Below are 17,178 nucleotides of genomic sequence, written 5' to 3' on the forward strand. Positions count from 1 at the left end.
AGTATTGTGTTGCCTTGTGGCGGGATCGATCGGCCGATCCGCCTCCGCGGCGGTTTCAGGTCCGATCGGTCAGCCGGGCGGTCGCCGCCGTCCAGATGGCGGCGAGCCTGGCCCGAAGCCGCGCCAGCAACCCCCGATCGACGAGCCGATCGGCCAGGACGACCGAGAGGGTCGCGAGCACGAGTCCGCCGACGACGTCGATCGCCCAGTGGATGCCGAGGTACATCGTCGAGATGACGACGCTGACCGCGAGGAGGAGCGCGACGGGGAACCACCGCCCGTACTCGTCCCGGGTCCGGTAGGCGAAGATGGCGACCGTCGTGGCGAGCGAGGTGTGCAACGAGGGGAAGACGTTGACGTTCCGATTGACCTCCGTGGTGAGATAGATGTACTGCGGGCTGTTGTCGTACAGCATCGTCTCGGAGACCAGTGCGGGGATGTAATTGCGGGGGCCGTACGCGAAGATCAGGATGTAGAGCGTGACGCCGATCGCGTAGTTGAACGAGTAGGCCGCCAGCAGCTGACGGAACGGCCGCGTATCCGACAGCGCGAAGTACGCGACGATGGGAAAGATCAGCAAGAACGTGTAGCCGTAGACGTACACGAGCGAGAAGTACGTCGTCAGCTCCGGGAAGGCGATGTCTTGGAAGATCAGGACGAACTCTCCCTCGACTTTCCAGTACAGCCAGGACACGTGAATCCCGATCTCCCTGGAGATCGACGGCCCTACCTGTCGCATCACGCGATTCAGCCCCAGCACGACGAGTAACACGGCGATGATCGGGGCGCTCGTCCGTAGCCGGGACCACCACTCACGGCGGGTCGTTACGAGCCGATCGCGTCCGATGAAGACGACGATCGAGAGCACCAGCATGACCGCGACGGCGGCGAGGACCCGCATCAACACCTCGGCGAGTTCTTCGGCGACCATCAGTACTGTTTCAGTAACCGACCCGCGTCGTCGTACCGGTAGCCGGTCACCTCGAGGAACCGATCTCGCGCCGCCTCGACGTCGAGTTCGCCCTCGGAGCCGACGAACGGGACCACGGGATCGACGTCGTCTTCGTCGGTCCACGCGAGGCTGTGGTCGTCCGGAACCCACTCGCCAGTCACCGGCGTGGCGAGCGGCGAGGCGTAGCCGTCGAACACGGTGTCGACCAGGTACTGCTTGTCGATCAGGCGAGCGATCGCGCGACGGACGTTGGGGTTGCCGAACGGGGACCGTTGCGCGTTGAATCCGACGTGGTAGAACATCCGCGAGGGGGACTCGATCCGAGTCACGCCGGGCTCGTCGGGGATGTTCGCGATCGAACTGGCACCGAGCATCGTGGCCGTGACGTCGGCGCCGCCACTCAGGACGCGTTCGACGGAGGACTTGCTGCCGGGATCGACGGTGAACCGGATCTCCTCGACGGTCGGTTCAGGGAGGTCGACGTCGGCCCGACGCGTGAAGTGGTCGTCGAACCGTTCGAGCGTGAGGTGCTCGCGATTCTCGTGGTCCGCGTACCGGTACGGTCCGCTTCCGGTCGGCGGGATGTTGTTCATCGTGACGAGCCCCCACTCGGCCTGGGGCGCCTCGAAGTCGTCACCATCGGCACGATCGATGACCTGATCGCGCCAGCGGTGTTCCGGCAGGATCGGGGCGGTGAGCGCCCGTTCCCCGACCTCCGTTCCGGTCGATGTCGTGATCGTCAGCTGGTGGGGGCCGTCGATCTCGACCCTGTCGATCGCCGAGGCGTGGCTCCGGTACCGCGGTGCCGGCGACGGGACGTCGGCCAGCCCCAGCGACGTGTCCGCGAGGAACTCGTAGGTGAACTTGACGTCCGTGGCGGTGACCTCCTCGCGTTCGTCCTCCCAGGCGGGGTCGTCCGCGTCCTCGGAGTCACCGTTCGGGTCGTGGAAGAAACAGTCCTCTCGAAGCGTGACCGACGCTGTCGCGGACCCGTCCTCGACCTCGATCCACTCGACGTCTTCGGCCAGCCACGGAATCAGTTCGCCCTCGCGTTCGGTCAACAGCGAGTCGTACAGCAGGTCGATCGTCGTCCCGCGCTCGCGAAGCGTCGCCGAGAGCGGGTTGACGTTCCGGGACATGCGCGAGTCGGTAACCAGGGCGTGGAGTTGCTCGGCGTCCTCCTGCGGGTCGAGCCCCAGGTAGCCCGAGCGCGTCGCGAGGTGGCCGTCCTCCCAGCCATCGAATCGATCGGATCTGGCGACCCGGATCTCGTCCGGGACGCAGATCGGGACGAACGGCTGTCGGCGTGCGATCGCCTCGAGCAGGTCCGTCACTACCTGTTTCCGCTCTTTACCGTCGATCCGCCGCTGGTTCTCGAGGAGGTCGTCGACGCGGGGGTCCGAGAATCTGAACGGGTTCTGCCAGCCGTCCTCGTTCGCGTTCGCGTACGCGGAGTGGAGGGCCTCGTAGAGGAAGTCGGGATCGTAGTCGGCGGGGTGGCGGCCGACGTAGACGTCGAAATCGTGCTCGATCAGCACGGTTTCCAGAAACTCCGATCGGGACCGCATCTCGACGGAGACGTCGATTCCGACCGCCTCGAGGTTCTCCTGGAGGTGGGTGGCGATCTGGACGTTCTCCCTGTCGCCGTCCGCGGGGACCGTCAGGATGGAGAGCGAGAATTGTTTCGCTCCACCGTCGTCGACGACGCTTCGAACGCGGTCGATACAGCCGCTGGTGGAGAGGGCGAGGCCGGCTGCGCCGGCGGCCAGGACCGATCGTCGACTGACGCCGTCAACGGGGGTGCTTGGATTTCGATTCATTCCAGTGTACCTCACTGATTCGGATTTGATATATAACAATTTTGTGTCCTACGGACGAACATGGGGCAGGGGGTGTATTTCCGGAGACCTATCTATGTGGGACATTGACGCACGTCTGGAGTCGATTTCATATGCTGACTGTCTCCGCGATACTACTTAATTACCGGCTCCAAACGGTGACCGGATCGAGTGTGGCAACCGCGACACGAACTCCACGTCACCGGAACGATAGTAGTAACTGAAAGTCAAGGCGCGGCTGATCACAGGACTGCTGTGCGATCAGTGTGTAACTCGTTTCAGTTGCTACGATAATCGGATCGTGGTCCGTCGGCCCGGGAGATTCGAGTTGCGGATCGATTAGGATCTCTGACGTGGGCGACGGTGTGGACTCAGGTTCGAGGACGCTGAAAGCGGTACCCTGGGGTCTGGTAACGGCCCCATACCGGCAGCAGGACGCCGGCGGAGCGCAACACCAATAGGGAAACCGACGAAACGATTCCCCATGACGATCGCCGCCGAACGGATCGAGCGGTTGCACGACCTCGCTCAAGCGGCGGCTGCCGACGGCGACCACGATCGGGCGCGATACTACGTGCGACTGGCCCGCCGCGTCGCGGAGCGAAACCGGCTCACCCTCCCAAAGCAGTTCCGGCGATTCACCTGCGACGAGTGCGACGCGTACCTCCGTCCGGGAGAAAACGCCCGTGTCAGGCTTCGAGACGGTCACGTCGTGATAACCTGTGACTGTGGTGCACAGGCGCGGTATCCGTACGAGGACTGACCGGAGCGCGAGGGTCGTACGAGGACTGGCCGGAACGGCGTGTGCCAGTCGAGGGGGACGACTGTTCGCCGATCGAGGACATTCCGTTTCGCGAAGATTGAAACGGTTCGCACCGTTATCCGGGTCCATGGACGAAACAGAGCGAAAGCGGCAGGCACACGACCTCGACGTCACCGTCTGGGTCGGCAAGAGCGGCATCGAATCCGTCGTGGAGGAACTCGACGACCAGCTATCCGATCGCGACCTCGTGAAGGTCAAGTTCCTGCGGGCCGCCCGGGCGGGGAGTTCGACCGAGGAGAAGGCGGCCGACCTCGCCGACAGGGTCGGGGCGGACCTCGTCGACACACGGGGCCACACCGCAGTGATGTACCGATGAGCGTCGGCCTCCTGCAAGCGGAGCCCCGGCTCGGCCCGATCGGCCGCGCGCTCGACGACGCGGGTCTCACCGCGGCGCAGGCGGCGAGCGCGGAGGGAGCGATCAGGTTCGTGGTCGCCTTCGTCGCCCTCTGGACGATCGGCCGCGTCGTCGTGCTCCCGCTCGTCAGCCGGGCGATGGACAGGCGCGAACTCGACGAACACGCCCAGAACCCGCTGTTGATGATCACCCGGTTCGGCGTCGTCTTCGTCGCGATCGCGATCGCCTTTGGCTTCGCCGGGTTCGGGAACTTCCTCGTGTCGATGGCCGGCATCGCCGCGGCCGGGGCGCTGGCGATCGGTCTCGCGATGCAGAACGTGATCTCGAACTTCGTCGCCGGCGTCTTCATCTACACCGACAGGCCGTTCAAGATCGGCGACTGGATCGAGTGGGACGACGGGACCTACGGGGGCGTCGTCGAGGACATCAGTCTCCGGGTCACTCGCGTGCGAACGTTCGACAACGAACTGCTGACGGTGCCGAACTCCGAACTCACCGGTGGCGTCGTCAAGAACCCGGTCGACGCGGACAAACTCCGCCTGAAGTTCGTCTTCGGGATCGGCTACGGCGACGACATCCAGCGGGCGACGGACGTCATCGTCGACGAGGCCGAACGCCACCCCGACATCATGGACGATCCCGCCCCGTCGGTTCGGCTGACGGAACTCGGCGACTCCGACGTCGGCCTCCAGTCGCGGTTCTGGATCGCTGACCCCTCGCGGGCCGATTTCGTCCGCATCAGGGGCGAGTACGTGACCGCGGTCAAGCGCCGATTCGACGAGGAAGGGATCGACATTCCCTACCCCGTCCGGACGCTCGAGGGCGGACTGGCGTTCGAAAACAGCCAGTCGATTCCACAGCAAGCCGAGTGACGATCGGGGTACTGATCCTCGATCGGGACACCCGATACGGCGGACGGTTTCTGCGTTGAGGGGGACGGCGACCCGATCGGATTCGCTCCCGGCAGTGGAGACGCCGCCGTACTCGAAAACGCGATCCCGCACGAGGGCGACCGACGGGCCGTTTGGCCGCCGAACGTGGGGTCCCGACCCCAGCGTCAGTTCGTCCGTCGAACCGTGACGACCGGCGCCGGAGACGTCGCCGCGACCCGCTGGGAGACGCTCCCGACGGCGAATCGCTCCATACTCGAGAGCGTCTCCGTTCCGACGACCGCGAGGTCGATTCCGCGATCGCCGACGTACTCGGTAATCTCCTCGTGTGGCCGGCCGCGCTCGATGGCCGTGACGACCTCGACGTCCTGCTCGGCCGCCCGCGAGGCGACCGCGTCCGTGGCGGCCTCGGCTTGCTTCTCGAACGACTCGACGACGACGGAGAGCGACGTGTCGGCGTCGTCGACGACGGAGAGCGCGTGTAGCGTCGCGTCGAACGCCGCCGCGAGTTCGATCGCGTGCCCGACGGCGGCCGCCGCACCGGGACGGCCGTTCGTGGCGACGAGCAGGCGATCGACAGTGCGCGGGACGTCGACCGCTCGGGGGCCGACGGTGAGCACGGGCCGGCGGGCACCGCGGACGACGCCCATCGCGACGTTGCCGAGCAACCACCGTCGGACGCCGGTCCGGCCGTGGGTCCCCAGGATCAGGAGATCGACGTCGTGTTCGTCGGCAACGGCCAGAATCTCGTGGTGGGGCCGCCCGTCGCGGACGGCCGTGGTGACAGACACGTCCCGCGCGGTGGCCTCGTCCGCGACCGCGTCGACGAACTCTCGGCAGTCCGCTCGTACCTGTTCGCGCGTCGAGTCCCTGGCGATCGCGGGAACGTCGGCGACGGACAGTGCGTGGACCCGCGCCCCGACGTCGTCGGCGATCGACAGTCCCTGCTGGGTCGCCCGCGACGCGGGGTCGCTGCCGTCCGTCGCGATCAGCACGTCGTCGTACATGATCGTCTACACGGGGTCGACGGTAATGAAAGGTGTATGAGACGGCATCGAAACCGGGAGTGCGAGACGCCGTCCACGAGCGTTCCAAACGCGGCCGTTCGCGGACGGGAGCCGTCGGTTGCCGGCGACGATCGTCGACCGCGCCCGATCGCGAGTGTAGTCGCTCTCTCGAACCTAGAACGGATGAAGTATGAGTGTGGAAGCCGCGATTGCCCGGCGTTCCGGCCGGGGGAATCCCGGTTGCCTCCTCCACCCCGCGACCCGTCGAGCGACAGGTGTCCGGCGGTCCACTGCTCGCTTCCGCGCCTGATGGGCTGTCGCCGGTTAACCACGATGGTGCGTCCCTGCGGACGGCCATCGTGGACCGCTGCCCCCGACGGACGAGGCTTCCACGTTGGCTCCCGGGGCCCCGGCCGGTCTGACCGGACGCCCGCGGTGTTTGGTCCCCGCTGAAGGCCATACTGCGGGTGACGAGCAGGGCCTAACTGCCCGACCTATCCATCCACAGGTAGGCGATCGGCACTTAAGGACCTTTCGTCTCGATAACCGCACGACGGAACGGCGTCATCGGTGGAACCGGTGGGCGTCGTCAGGCCTCGCCGCCGGTACCCTTGAGCACGTCGTCGAACCCGCCGCTCCCGGCCTCGAACGCCGCGGTCGCTTCAGGTGACACCTCCTCCATCGCGTCCTCGAAGTGCTCGGCCGTGAGTTCGTCGGACGAGCGATCGACGGCCCGAGCGGGAGTCGGAGAGCGGTTCCGAAGACGGTCGTCCCCTCCTGGGTTCCGTGCCGATCGGCCCGTCCCGAGGAAAAGGCCCATTAGTCAGTCGATACATCTCCCGGGTATGGGACTCGGCAGTACGGCAAAGAAGATCCAGGCGCTCTCGGACCGCGCCGAGGCGATGTACAGGCAGGTACAGGAACTCCAGCAGCGGATCACGAACTTAGAAGAGGAGGTCGACGACACCCACGACACGGTCTCCCGAATGGACCACCAGTTGACCGAACAGCGAGCGCTCCTGCTCGCGATCGCCGACGAACACGGTCTCGACGGCGAGGAGATCCTCGCCCAGGCGGCGATCGACGAGGCCGACGAACTCGCGGCCGAGGACGAGGGCGAGGCCGACGCCGCGGACGCGACGACCGACGAGTCGGACGAGGCCAGCGAGGCCAGCGTGGAGTAGCGCGCCGTAGCGACCGCTGCTGGCCGGTTCCGGGCGTCGATCGATCGCCGTCCGGGCCCGGACGCATCAGTAACAGCTAACAACCGGGGCAACATTTGCCAGGACGATGGCGACCCACGAGCGACCGCTGGACTCGGTGCTGGAGACGATCGGTCGGACGCCGCTCGTTCGACTCCACGACGCGCCGGGCGACGTCAGGATCTACGCGAAACTCGAATCGTTCAATCCGGGCGCGAGCGTCAAGGACCGCATCGGCCGGTACATGCTCGAGCGCATGCTGGAACGGGGCGACGTCCCGGCCGGCGGAACGATCGTCGAGCCGACCGCCGGAAACACGGGGATCGGGCTCGCGATCGCGGCCGAACAGCTCGGCCTCGACGCGATCTTCGTCGTCCCGGAGCGGTTCAGCGTCGAGAAACAGCAGCTGATGGCCGCCCTCGGCGCCGAGATCATCAACACGCCCACCGAGGACGGGATGGGCGGCGCGATCGAGCGCGCCCACGAACTCGCAGCGGAACTCGAGGACGCAGTCGTCCCCCAGCAGTTCTCGAACCCGCTGAACACCGAGGCCCACTACGCGACGACCGGGCCGGAGATCTACGAGGCGCTCGACGGCGACGTCGGCGCGGTCGTCGCGGGCTGTGGGACGGCGGGGACGCTCATGGGGATCGCCCGCTACGCCCGCGAACAGGACCCGGAGACGTACGTCGCGGCCGTCGAACCCGAGGGATCGCTCTACGGCGAGTCGGTCGGCGAGGACCGCGAGGAAGGCGAGTACAAGATCGAGGGGATCGGCACGCACAACCTCGAGACGAACGAACTCTTCGACCCGGCACTCGTCGACGACGTCTACGCGATCCCCGATCGGCTCGCCCACGAGGAACTGAAACGGCTCGCGAGCGAGGAGGGCCACCTCGTCGGGTCGAGCGCGAGCGCGGCGAGCGTCGCCGCGAAACGCGTCGCCAGGAAGATCGACGCGGGGACGATCGAGGCCCCGTCCGACACTGTCGTCACGGTCTTCCCCGATTCGAGCGAGCGCTACCTCTCGAAGGGGATCTACCGCTCGTTCGAGGAGTGGACGTCGTAGCCGGGAGTCACCGGAGAAACGGGCCTACGTCGGCGGTTCCAGTTCGCCGATCGCACGGAGCGTCGCTTCCAGTTCGGTTCCGCGACTCGTCAACGCGACGTGGCCGCGCTCGTGATCGTAGTCGACGACCTTCGCCGCGCTCAGCTTCGGCAGGTGAACGTGGTACAGCATCGTGTGGATCTCGGTGACGATCTCACCGGGAACCTCGGTGATCGGTCCGTCGCGTTCCCGAACGGCGAGGTCTTTCGCGAGGTCCTGCACAGTTACCTGCCGGTCACGGTCGGCGAGAAGAGTGAGAAGCGCCCGGCGACGACGATTCCGGCAGAGATCGAACGCGGTATCGAGCGCCAGTGACTCCCGTCTCATAGGGCTCGTACGCTGGGGCAACGGATGAGGAAATATACTGTTATCACAGTCCTTTTTGTGCAGACGGGCCCGGTCGGTATTCCTACGTGCCCTCCTCGGCTGGCGGCGAGACGATCAGCGTCTCCTCGATCAGCGACTGGTAGCCCCGGTGGAGTCGCTGGGAGAGCGACTGCTGGCTGATACCGAGTTCGGCCGCGACGTCGGTGAGCGAGACGTCCGTCGACGTGAAGTAGTTCAGTTGCCACGCGGTCACCAGGGCGTCGTGTTGTTTCCGGGTGAGCCCGTACTGCCTGCCCGTTCGCGGCTGGGTGAGTTCGTGCAGCTGGATCAACTGGAACGGGATGGTCTCGTCGTTGCAGTAGGTCTGGAACTGGTCGAGACGGTCGCGATCGTCGAACCGCATCTGCAACTCCCACCGGTCGCCTGCCCCGGTCGCCTCGAGGATCGTCGCGCCGACCTGCGTGTACGCGTAGACGATCGTCTCGACGTTCTCCGTCCAGTTCGCTCGGTAGAGGGTGGCTCGATCGAACTCGTCCAGCTGCTGGAGGTTCTCGACGGTCGGGTCGTCCTCGATGGCCGTCTCGAACCTGGCGAGGTCGCCGCCGGAGACCCAGAAGTAGGGCGTCAGGATCTCCTCGGCCGCGACCACCCGTTCGATCTCGACGGTCGTCTCCGGTGCCGCCTGTAACGTCCGGTAGAGGGCGAAGACGTCCGATGGAACGTGAAATTCGGCGAAGAGACTCATGAGTTCCGCAGGCAGGCAGCGGTAATAAGGAGTCGAGGTCGACGGAGGGGAGTTCGACTTGCCGTCCGGGCGGCGGCCGATCCGAAGAGACCGACAACGGTAACTGGCGTCCCGTTGCGAGTGGGCCTATGACCCTGATCGTCGAGTTCGTATTGGGGTCGCCGATCCTCCGGGAGGCGTCGACGGAGATCGAGCGGCGCAAGATCGAAGATATCACCCAGCCAGCGACCGGACCGGCGAAGGTGATCTTCTGGGCGTTCGGGGACGCGTTCGACGCGTTCGAATCCGGACTCGACGCGGACGAAACCGTAGACACGTACTCGATGATCGAGGCCACGGGCGATCGGCGACTGTACCGGGTGACGCTGTCCGATCGTGGGATGGAGTCGCTGACCTATCCGCTCGCGGCGGAACACGATATCACGTTTCTCGACGTCACGGGCTTCGAAGAGACCGAGATTCGGGCCAGGGTCCCATCGAGGGAGGCGCTCGTCGCATACCGTAGCGTCTGCCAGGAGAAAGAGATCCCTTTTCGTCTCCAGCGAATTTACCAGGAAGAACCCGTAGAGGCCGATCGGTACGGCGTCACCGACCGGCAGCGAGCGGCGCTGCGGGCCGCGCTCGAGGCGGGCTACTTCGACGTCCCCCGCGACGCGACGCTCTCGACGGTCGCCGCGACCCTCGACATCTCGGACCAGGCGCTGTCGGCCCGGCTTCGTCGAGGGCAAGCCAATCTCCTCCGGAACACGATCGCGACGGATCACGACCCGACTTAAAGGATTTACCATCCAACCCGGTTCGTTTCCCCGGTCGCCCCGGTATGAGTGATATCCGAATGTCTCCCTTCAACCCACAACTGACGAGCGGATCGGCCGACGCTACCCCGGACCGGACCCCCAGTGAGGCAGTGATCGACGCCGTCGCGACGGCGTCTGAAACGGACGCGATCGAACTCGCGGACGAGTTCGGACCGCTCTACGACGCGATCGATCCCTCCGCGCTCGATGCCCTGTTCGATCGTGAGGACGCGATCGGTACCGTACGCTTTCGCTACGCCGGCTACCAGATCGTGGTCGACCACGACGGCCGGATCGAACTCGCAGACGCCGCTCCGGACGCGTAACCCCCGTTCTCTCTCGTCCCCGCGTTCGCCATCTCGTCATCCGCTGCCCGCCGCGTTCGCGGTCACGGCGTCACCGTTCCTCGCCGTGGGCGACCCCGCAGTCACACCCGCTCGTGGAGCCTCTCATACGGATTGCTGTACCGATTTACCGGCGTAACCGCCGCCCGGATCGCGGTTGCGCCGGAACTGACGTACAGTAAACCGTATCACTCGTGGGGGACCGTCCGATCGGCGAACCGCGCCGGAACGGCACCGACGATCGTGGCGAGGACGGCCCCGACGATCGTGCCGTAGACGAGGTGGCCGACGGCGAAGGTCGCCGCGCCGAGGAGTTCCGCGGCCAGCCCCGGCAACGGCAGGTACGGAAGCGGGAGCACCGCCACGCCGGCCTGACTGACCGCGAGGGGGAGGATCAGCCCGCCCGCGAGGATCCCGAGCACCGCGCCGAAGGCGATCCCGGCCCCGACGTAACTCTCGAACGTTCCGACGAACTCCGCGAGTGCGGGCCGCGAGACGATCGTCGCGAACGCGATCCCGAACAGGATGCTCAACGCGAGGTGGACGAGCCACCCGGCGACGATCGTCGACGAACCGATGAGCGCACCCAGGATCTCGAAGACGTTCGGCCCGACCTGGAGGACGAGACCCATCCCGATGCCGCCCGCGAGCCCCGCGGTGAGGCCGCCGGTGAGAACTTCGACCCCCTCGAGCGATTGATTGTTATTCACACCCATGAATGTCGGTTCCCGATTGAGCCGAATAACGCTAATTTCGCGAAAGAGAACGGTTAACTGGCATCGATTGCGGGTGAAGGTAGTCCGATCGAGTAGCCGCCGGGATTTAACTGTCCGAATCGATCCGTCTGAACCCTTACGGGGCTGGCCGCGAGCCCGAGTTTCGCGGGCGGACTCGACTACGCCGACGCGCTTTCGGTCTTCCTGATCGGGGAAGATCCACACGACGTCCGGGGGATCCGTCGCAAACTCGACAGCGTCAACCTCGTCGGCCCGCGGCCCTGGCACGTAGAGATCTCGCTGTGGGACATCATCGGAAAGGACGCCGGCAAACCGGTGTCCGAACTGCTCGGCGGAACCGGCGACCCGATCCCGGTCTACGCGAGCACCGGCGAGGTCCAGCCCCCCGAAGCGCGGATCGAGTACGTCCGCGATCGGGTCGCGGAGGGGTTCGACGCGGTAAAGCTCCGGGTGGCAAGCGTCGACGACGTGGCGATCGTCCGCGAGGTCAGGGAGGCGTTCCCGGACCTGACGCTCATGGTCGACGCCAACAAGGGCTGGTCGGTGCGCGTGATGGAGCACGAAGAGCAGTGGAGCTACAGCGACGCGCTCGCCGTCGCCCGCGAACTCGAGTCGATCGGCGGGATCGCGTGGCTCGAGGAACCGCTCCCGCGTCACGACTACGACGGCTACGCCCGTCTCCGGGCGGCGACCGACGTCCCGATCGCGGGCGGCGAGTTCAACGACGGGATCTTCCAGTTCCGGGAGTTCGCCGACCGTGACGCGCTCGATATCTACCAGCCCGACGCGGCGCTCGCGACGGGCGTCCTCGGCGCGACCGAGGTCGCGAGCATGGCACGCGAGGCCGGGGTGCAGTTCGTTCCCCACACGTGGACCAACGGGATCGGCTTCGTCGCGAACCTCCACGTGATCGCCGCGGTCGACGCGCCGTGGTGCGAGTACCCGATGGAACCGCCGTGGACCCCCGACGTCCGGGACTTCCCCCTGGCCGAGCCGATCGAGCAGGACGGTGGGACCATCACGCCGCCGTCGGGGCCGGGGCTCGGCGTCGAACTCGATCGCGACGTTCTGGATCAGACGGAGTGACGACCGAGATGGTACGGGACTGGTCCCTCGGCGACGACAGGCTTATCAGATGTGTCAGTGAATACCACGAAAATGAAGGCGGTTCGACTCCGCCTCCGGCCGCCCGAGGGATCGTTCCCGGGCGTCGACGCGGCGCTCGCGACGACCGAGGGCATCGACCGCGAGGCGCTCGTCCACTTCGAGTGGCTCGGGAACGGTTCGTACTCGATGCTGTACCGACTCGGCGTCGACCCGGGCACCGAACTCGACGCCGTGCTCGCGTCCACCGACGAGGTCATCGACTACGATTTCGTCGCGTCGGGCGATCGCGAGCAGTACTGCTACGTCCACGTCGAGGAACGCGAACTGCTGTCGGACCTGCTTGCGATCGCGGACGCACACGCGCTCGTGCTCGAACGGCCGATCCGGTTCGTCGACGGCGATGCCGTCCTGACGATCGTCGGCGACGCGAGCGCGATCCAGGAGGCCTACCGCGACGCCACCGGGACGATCGACGTCAGCGTCGAGTGGTCCGGCGGCTACGAACCCGGGGAACCGGACGCGATCGGACGACTCACCGCTCGCCAGCGCGAGGCCGTCCGGACGGCCTACGACCTCGGCTTCTACGAGACGCCCCGCCGGACCAGCTACGAGGAGATCGCCGATGAACTCGACTGTGCCCCGAGCACGGCCAACGAACTCCTGCGCCGGGCGGAGGCCGCGATCGTGGCGGCGACGCTCGACGGCTAGATCGGCACCCGCCGTCGAGACTCCGTTCTCAGACCGCCAGCCGTCGGTGCTCGACCCTCATACAGCGATCCTGCACGACGTCCCTGCCGTCGCGTTCCGCGCGGGCGGCCGCCTCATCGTCGCGGATCCCCCGCTGGGTCCAGATCACGTCGACGTCGTCGCGCGCCAGTACCTCGTCGACGATCCCGCTCACCTCCTCGCTCGGCCGGAAGATGCAGACGAGATCGATCGTCTCGTCCACGTCCGACAGCGAATCCGCGACCGGGCGGCCGAAGATTTCGTCGGCGTACGGGTTGACCGGGATCACGTCGTAGCCCTGCTCGAAGAGGTACTTCGGGACGTCGTGGGCCGCGTTCCCCGGCGTGCTCGAACAGCCGACCACGGCGATCGTCTTCACCCGCGACTCGAGGATCTCTCGAACGACGGCGTCGGAGTCGACTGGCATACCTCCCCTTCGCTCTCGATCGGGAAACGTTCGGGGATCGGTCTCAGGACTCGTGATAGTTCGATCTCCCTGCCCGCCGCTGGTGGCAGTCGTTTCGCGTTTCTGCCCCGGGAGAACCCGTTCCCGATCGATCGTCGCACTGTGGTGTGAGACAGCGCTCAGGTGGAGAGGCCAGCGGTCCGGATCTCGGGGTCGCTCTCGTCATCGCTCTCTTCGACCTCGATGACGGCGTCGAACAGCTGTTTGAGCGTGTTCATCGTCTGGTCGTCGTGTGCCGTCGAGTCGATGACGTAGACGCCGAGCGCGTCCGCACTCTGGATGCGCCCCGTGAAGACGTGGAGGAACCGGAAGACGGTCTGGAGGTTCGAGTACATAAGCAGCGTCGAAACCGAGTGCAAGAGGACGCGATTCTCGGTGAGCCCTCGCGTCTCGTAGAACTCCTGGAGGAACTCGGAGAGTTTGATCCCGATCCCGGTCATGTCGACCGGAGAAGAGGCGTACTTGATCCGCGGATCGTCGTCCACCGTGCCGATGCCGCGCTGTTTCGTGACGCAGTCGACGACGCCGACGTCGAACGAATCCGCCGTGACGTGTCCGGCAAACTCCTCGAGCACCTTGTCGGCACTGTCTTTCGTCGTGACGACGATCGACCCGTCACCCCGGTCCGCACCGCCTGCGAGAACGTCGAGCGCGATTCGCCGTTTACCCGTCAGTGGAGGACCCGCGATGAGCACGTTCGTCCCGGGATCGAGTTCGGCGTCAGGGAGGACGTCTGCGAGGTCATACATGCCAGATACACACATCCATCGACAGCGTTGCGTCCACCGCTGCTGGTACCGCTATCCACACCGTCGTATGGTATGTAGATGCAGTATCCAGCTTATAATACTTTTCATTAGGTATCTCTCGGCAGTCACGGGGCCATCGATTCCTGTCACGTCGCCGGTCGAGCGTTCCGACCGCGTCACTCACCCGATCGTCGGAACCGCGAGTGCCGCCCGCCCGACGATGAACGCGAGCGCCGCGAAGAACATCCCGTACTTGAGGTGTGACTGGCCGGCGGTCGGATCGTCGAAGCTCTCGTAGGCCGCGTACAGCATGATCGCGTCGGCGGGAACCACGACCAGCAGGTAGGCGATACCGAAGTACTCGAGGGCGTACGGGATCGGACTGGCGAGGACTGCGAGGATGAGCAACGCGATCGCGAGGACGAGCGCACGCCGCTCGCCGATCGCGATCGGGAGCGTGTTCAGTCCCTCCTCGCGATCGCCCTCGACGTCCTCGACGTCCTTGATGATCTCCCGCGTCAGCGTCGCCACCGCGGCCAGCAGGAAGAGCACGGCCGCCGCGCCGACGTCACCGACCGTCCCGACCGCGGCCGCGCCGAACAGGAACGTACTGCCGACCAGATAGGCGACGAGCGCGTTGCCCAGACCCGGCAGTCCCTTGAACACCTTCGTGTACGCCACCAGCGCCACGAGGTTGATCGTCGCGATCGCGATCGCCAGCGAGGGGAGTGTCAGCGCGAGCACGACGGCACCCAGGAAGAGCACGATACTGAACGCGAGCGCCCCGCGTGGGCTGACTGCCCCCCGTGGGATCGCCCGATCCGGCTGGTTGATCCGATCGATCTCCCGATCGAAGTAGTCGTTGATCGCGTTCCCGGCCCCGACCGCCAGGGCCGTCGCCCCGACCGCCGCCGCGACGGCGATCGGCTCGGCGGTCACGCCGCCAGCGACGAACGCCCCGATGAACGTCAGCACGCTCGCCGCGATCACGTTCACCGGCCGCGTCAACTCGAGCACCCCGCGAATCGTCTCCCCCGCTGTCATACCCGTGGGTGCTCAGTCGTCGTGGTTAAACGGTGCGATCCGCCGCTGTACGCGCCGTCCGCTGACGGAGGTTCGATACACCAGCGTGAGGACCGCGCAGCCGGGAGTTACCGCCACTCCTCGAGATCACAGAGGGCGTCCGTCTCGACGGAGAGCCACTTCGTCACCCGTTCGTCGCCGCTCGCGTCGACGGGAACGGCCGTCCAGACCGTCTCGTCGTCGTCGGAAAGCAACTCGAGCGGTGCCGTTCTCTGCTGACCGTCCTCCGGCTTCGGGGCTTCGTTCACCGTCATTGCACGTCCGCCACTCCTCCCGCCAGCACAAAGACCCCCGAAGGCAGTTTTCATCGCGTGAGAAGTGGCGCGGGTCGATCGGTGTGTCGACGGGTGGCGAAACCGATGCAAATCGAGTGACTTATACGGAGTCGGCAGGAAAACACGGGTGCGGGCGCTTAGCTCAGCCTGGACAGAGTACTTGGCTTCGGACCAAGCTGCCGCGGGTTCAAATCCTGCAGCGCCCATCCGTTTTCCGATCGATCGACGTTCGACAAGACGTCAGCGATATCGTCAGTCGTCAGACATCGCTCGTGACCGATCCTCGGGAGCAGGAGCCGGTGGTTCGTGGGTGCCGAAGTCAGGGTGGGTTTCCTCCATCCACAGGTACACGATCGCGCCGGAGACGAACATCGAGATCGCAGTCAGGTAGAAGGCGGCTTCGGCGTTCACGAACTGCATGGAGAGGCCGATCACGATCGCGCCGACGCCGTAGCCGGCGTCGCGCCACATCCGGTAGACGCCCATGCCGGCCGATCGCCACGTCGGGTGGGCGGCGTCGCCGGGGACGGTCATCAGGTTCGGGTAGAGCAGGGCCATCCCCAGGCCGGAGACGCCGGCCAGGAGCGCCCACTGGAGGTAACCGTCGACGAATACCATGCCGAGGACGCCCGCCCCGGCGAGGAACATGCCCGCGACGACGGGCGGCCGGCGCCCGATGCGATCGGCGAGACCGCCGGTCCCGATCTGGAGGAAGTACATCGCGCTGTGGACGCCGACGACGACCCCGACGGCCTCGATCGCGAGCCCCTGACTCGTGAGATAGAGCGGGACGGCGATCCAGAACAGCGTGTCCACGAAGTTCTCGATGTGGCCGGCCTGGGCCGCCGCAAACAGCGTCCGGTCGCCGTAGGTGGCTCGCTTCAGAACCTCGTTGAACGGCAGGTTCGCATCGTGGTGGTCCTCGTCGCCCTCGAGTTGTGCGAGGTGGACCGTCTCCTTGATGAGGAAGATCGAGATGAGCGTCGCCAGCACCACCACGGCGGCGAGGAAGTAGAACGGCTCGGGCCGGAGACTCGTCCGGCCGGCGATGACGCCGGTGATCCACGCCCCCGCTGCGACGCCGGTGTAGCCGAACGCCTCGTCGATGCCGACGGCGAGCCCGCGCTGGTCGGGGCTCGCGAGGTCGATCTTGGCGTTGATCGCCATGCTCCAGGTCAGCGCCTGATTGATCCCTAACAGAATGTTCCCGACGGTGATCCAGCTCCAGCTCGGGGCGTAGATGAGAACGATCGGGATCGGGACGGCGGTGAGCCAGCCGAGCACGAGCACCGGCTTGCGCCCGTACTCTTCGCCCCACTTGCCCGCGTAGAGGTTGAGCAGCGCCTTGACGAAGCCGAACGAGACGACGAACGAGCCGATGACGAGGAACGACTCGACGCCGAGGACGTCCTCGCCGAGGATGGGGACGACCGTGCGTTCCGACCCGATCGTCAACCCCGTCGCGAACACCAGCAGGACGTGCAGGGAGAACTGCCCGAGGTGTTCGCGAATGCCCTGGGTAAGGTTCGTTTGCTCAGTCATCGATTACGCGGCGACACAGCGATCGATGGCCTGTTTCCGTTCGGATCGCTTTGCGCCAGCGCCGCCCGCGCCAGTTCGTGATCGTACGCCGTTGTCGTCAGCACT

At 66.0% G+C, this 17,178-nt stretch carries 21 protein-coding genes, 1 tRNA gene and 1 other RNA gene; 10 read left to right on the forward strand and 13 right to left on the reverse strand.

Features of this window, described 5'->3' with window-relative positions; all coding sequences use genetic code 11:
• Positions 1–55: 55 nt before the first annotated feature.
• Positions 56–931 carry a phosphatase PAP2 family protein gene (locus MUN73_RS00185; RefSeq protein WP_250138434.1) on the reverse strand — a complete coding sequence of 292 codons (876 nt, stop codon included), beginning with the start codon at positions 929–931 and terminating at the stop codon, positions 56–58.
• The gene (locus MUN73_RS00190) at positions 931–2,772 is read right to left on the reverse strand and encodes an ABC transporter substrate-binding protein (protein WP_250138435.1); all 1,842 of its coding nucleotides are present in this window, start codon (positions 2,770–2,772) and stop codon (positions 931–933) included. The genes MUN73_RS00185 and MUN73_RS00190 overlap by 1 nt, the downstream gene beginning before the upstream one ends.
• A 502-nt stretch (positions 2,773–3,274) precedes the next feature.
• Between MUN73_RS00190 and MUN73_RS00195 the strand changes: the two genes are divergently transcribed.
• The 3 genes from MUN73_RS00195 to MUN73_RS00205 all read left to right on the forward strand — a co-directional run bounded on the left by MUN73_RS00195 (position 3,275) and on the right by MUN73_RS00205 (position 4,840).
• A complete protein-coding gene (locus tag MUN73_RS00195) occupies positions 3,275–3,553 on the forward strand; it encodes a ribonuclease P protein component 4 (RefSeq protein WP_250138436.1) in 279 nt (92 codons plus the stop codon).
• A gap of 127 nt (positions 3,554–3,680) precedes the next feature.
• Positions 3,681–3,929, forward strand: a complete 249-nt coding sequence (locus MUN73_RS00200; RefSeq protein ID WP_250138437.1) for a YhbY family RNA-binding protein — start codon at positions 3,681–3,683, stop codon at positions 3,927–3,929.
• A complete protein-coding gene (locus MUN73_RS00205) occupies positions 3,926–4,840 on the forward strand; it encodes a mechanosensitive ion channel family protein (protein ID WP_250138438.1) in 915 nt (304 codons plus the stop codon). Before MUN73_RS00200 ends, MUN73_RS00205 begins: the two co-directional genes overlap by 4 nt.
• A 185-nt stretch (positions 4,841–5,025) precedes the next feature.
• Here the strand turns inward: MUN73_RS00205 and MUN73_RS00210 are convergent, their stop codons facing one another.
• The 3 genes from MUN73_RS00210 to MUN73_RS00220 all read right to left on the reverse strand — a co-directional run bounded on the left by MUN73_RS00210 (position 5,026) and on the right by MUN73_RS00220 (position 6,685).
• A complete protein-coding gene (locus tag MUN73_RS00210) occupies positions 5,026–5,865 on the reverse strand; it encodes a universal stress protein (RefSeq protein ID WP_250138439.1) in 840 nt (279 codons plus the stop codon).
• Between the two features lie 193 nt (positions 5,866–6,058).
• Positions 6,059–6,370: signal recognition particle sRNA (ffs, locus tag MUN73_RS00215), an RNA gene on the reverse strand.
• A gap of 84 nt (positions 6,371–6,454) precedes the next feature.
• A complete protein-coding gene (locus tag MUN73_RS00220; RefSeq protein WP_250138440.1) occupies positions 6,455–6,685 on the reverse strand; it encodes a hypothetical protein in 231 nt (76 codons plus the stop codon).
• Positions 6,686–6,710: 25 nt separating this feature from the next.
• Between MUN73_RS00220 and MUN73_RS00225 the strand changes: the two genes are divergently transcribed.
• Entirely contained in the window at positions 6,711–7,049 is a 339-nt protein-coding gene (locus MUN73_RS00225; protein WP_250138441.1) for a DUF5798 family protein, read from the forward strand.
• Between the two features lie 106 nt (positions 7,050–7,155).
• Complete coding sequence (locus tag MUN73_RS00230; RefSeq protein WP_250138442.1) at positions 7,156–8,136, forward strand: PLP-dependent cysteine synthase family protein; 981 nt, start codon at positions 7,156–7,158, stop codon at positions 8,134–8,136.
• A 24-nt stretch (positions 8,137–8,160) separates the two neighbouring features.
• On the opposite strand, the gene MUN73_RS00235 is transcribed toward MUN73_RS00230, so the two are convergent.
• Entirely contained in the window at positions 8,161–8,502 is a 342-nt protein-coding gene (locus MUN73_RS00235; RefSeq protein WP_250138443.1) for a DUF7344 domain-containing protein, read from the reverse strand.
• An 82-nt stretch (positions 8,503–8,584) separates the two neighbouring features.
• Positions 8,585–9,247 (reverse strand): bacterio-opsin activator domain-containing protein, encoded by a 663-nt coding sequence (locus tag MUN73_RS00240; RefSeq protein WP_250138444.1) that lies wholly within the window; start codon positions 9,245–9,247, stop codon positions 8,585–8,587.
• A 128-nt stretch (positions 9,248–9,375) separates the two neighbouring features.
• Between MUN73_RS00240 and MUN73_RS00245 the strand changes: the two genes are divergently transcribed.
• Positions 9,376–10,023: a helix-turn-helix domain-containing protein gene (locus tag MUN73_RS00245; RefSeq protein ID WP_250138445.1), complete on the forward strand. Its 648-nt coding sequence runs from the start codon at positions 9,376–9,378 to the stop codon at positions 10,021–10,023.
• Between the two features lie 44 nt (positions 10,024–10,067).
• Positions 10,068–10,370, forward strand: a complete 303-nt coding sequence (locus tag MUN73_RS00250; protein WP_250138446.1) for a HalOD1 output domain-containing protein — start codon at positions 10,068–10,070, stop codon at positions 10,368–10,370.
• 206 nt (positions 10,371–10,576) lie between these two features.
• On the opposite strand, the gene MUN73_RS00255 is transcribed toward MUN73_RS00250, so the two are convergent.
• On the reverse strand, positions 10,577–11,104 hold the full coding sequence (locus MUN73_RS00255) for a hypothetical protein (protein WP_250138447.1): 528 nt from the start codon (positions 11,102–11,104) through the stop codon (positions 10,577–10,579).
• 336 nt (positions 11,105–11,440) lie between these two features.
• Between MUN73_RS00255 and MUN73_RS00260 the strand changes: the two genes are divergently transcribed.
• Together MUN73_RS00260 and MUN73_RS00265 are read left to right on the forward strand one after the other, a co-directional pair.
• Positions 11,441–12,211, forward strand: coding sequence for a mandelate racemase/muconate lactonizing enzyme family protein (locus tag MUN73_RS00260; protein ID WP_250138448.1), 771 nt, complete (start codon positions 11,441–11,443; stop codon positions 12,209–12,211).
• Between the two features lie 72 nt (positions 12,212–12,283).
• On the forward strand, positions 12,284–12,940 hold the full coding sequence (locus MUN73_RS00265) for a helix-turn-helix domain-containing protein (protein WP_250138449.1): 657 nt from the start codon (positions 12,284–12,286) through the stop codon (positions 12,938–12,940).
• 28 nt (positions 12,941–12,968) lie between these two features.
• Here the strand turns inward: MUN73_RS00265 and MUN73_RS00270 are convergent, their stop codons facing one another.
• The 4 genes from MUN73_RS00270 to MUN73_RS00285 all read right to left on the reverse strand — a co-directional run bounded on the left by MUN73_RS00270 (position 12,969) and on the right by MUN73_RS00285 (position 15,510).
• Positions 12,969–13,385, reverse strand: coding sequence for a CoA-binding protein (locus tag MUN73_RS00270; protein ID WP_250138450.1), 417 nt, complete (start codon positions 13,383–13,385; stop codon positions 12,969–12,971).
• A gap of 158 nt (positions 13,386–13,543) precedes the next feature.
• Complete coding sequence (locus tag MUN73_RS00275) at positions 13,544–14,173, reverse strand: RAD55 family ATPase (protein ID WP_250138451.1); 630 nt, start codon at positions 14,171–14,173, stop codon at positions 13,544–13,546.
• A gap of 180 nt (positions 14,174–14,353) precedes the next feature.
• Complete coding sequence (locus MUN73_RS00280; protein WP_250138452.1) at positions 14,354–15,217, reverse strand: geranylgeranylglycerol-phosphate geranylgeranyltransferase; 864 nt, start codon at positions 15,215–15,217, stop codon at positions 14,354–14,356.
• A gap of 107 nt (positions 15,218–15,324) precedes the next feature.
• On the reverse strand, positions 15,325–15,510 hold the full coding sequence (locus MUN73_RS00285; protein ID WP_250138453.1) for a DUF7511 domain-containing protein: 186 nt from the start codon (positions 15,508–15,510) through the stop codon (positions 15,325–15,327).
• A gap of 152 nt (positions 15,511–15,662) precedes the next feature.
• Between MUN73_RS00285 and MUN73_RS00290 the strand changes: the two genes are divergently transcribed.
• Positions 15,663–15,737: transfer RNA gene (locus MUN73_RS00290), tRNA-Arg, on the forward strand.
• 46 nt (positions 15,738–15,783) lie between these two features.
• On the opposite strand, the gene MUN73_RS00295 is transcribed toward MUN73_RS00290, so the two are convergent.
• Positions 15,784–17,073 (reverse strand): MFS transporter, encoded by a 1,290-nt coding sequence (locus tag MUN73_RS00295; protein ID WP_250138454.1) that lies wholly within the window; start codon positions 17,071–17,073, stop codon positions 15,784–15,786.
• Between the last annotated feature and the right edge of the window lie 105 nt (positions 17,074–17,178).

The organism is Halosolutus amylolyticus (assembly GCF_023566055.1).
GTDB classification, from domain to species: Archaea; Halobacteriota; Halobacteria; order Halobacteriales; family Natrialbaceae; genus Halosolutus; species Halosolutus amylolyticus.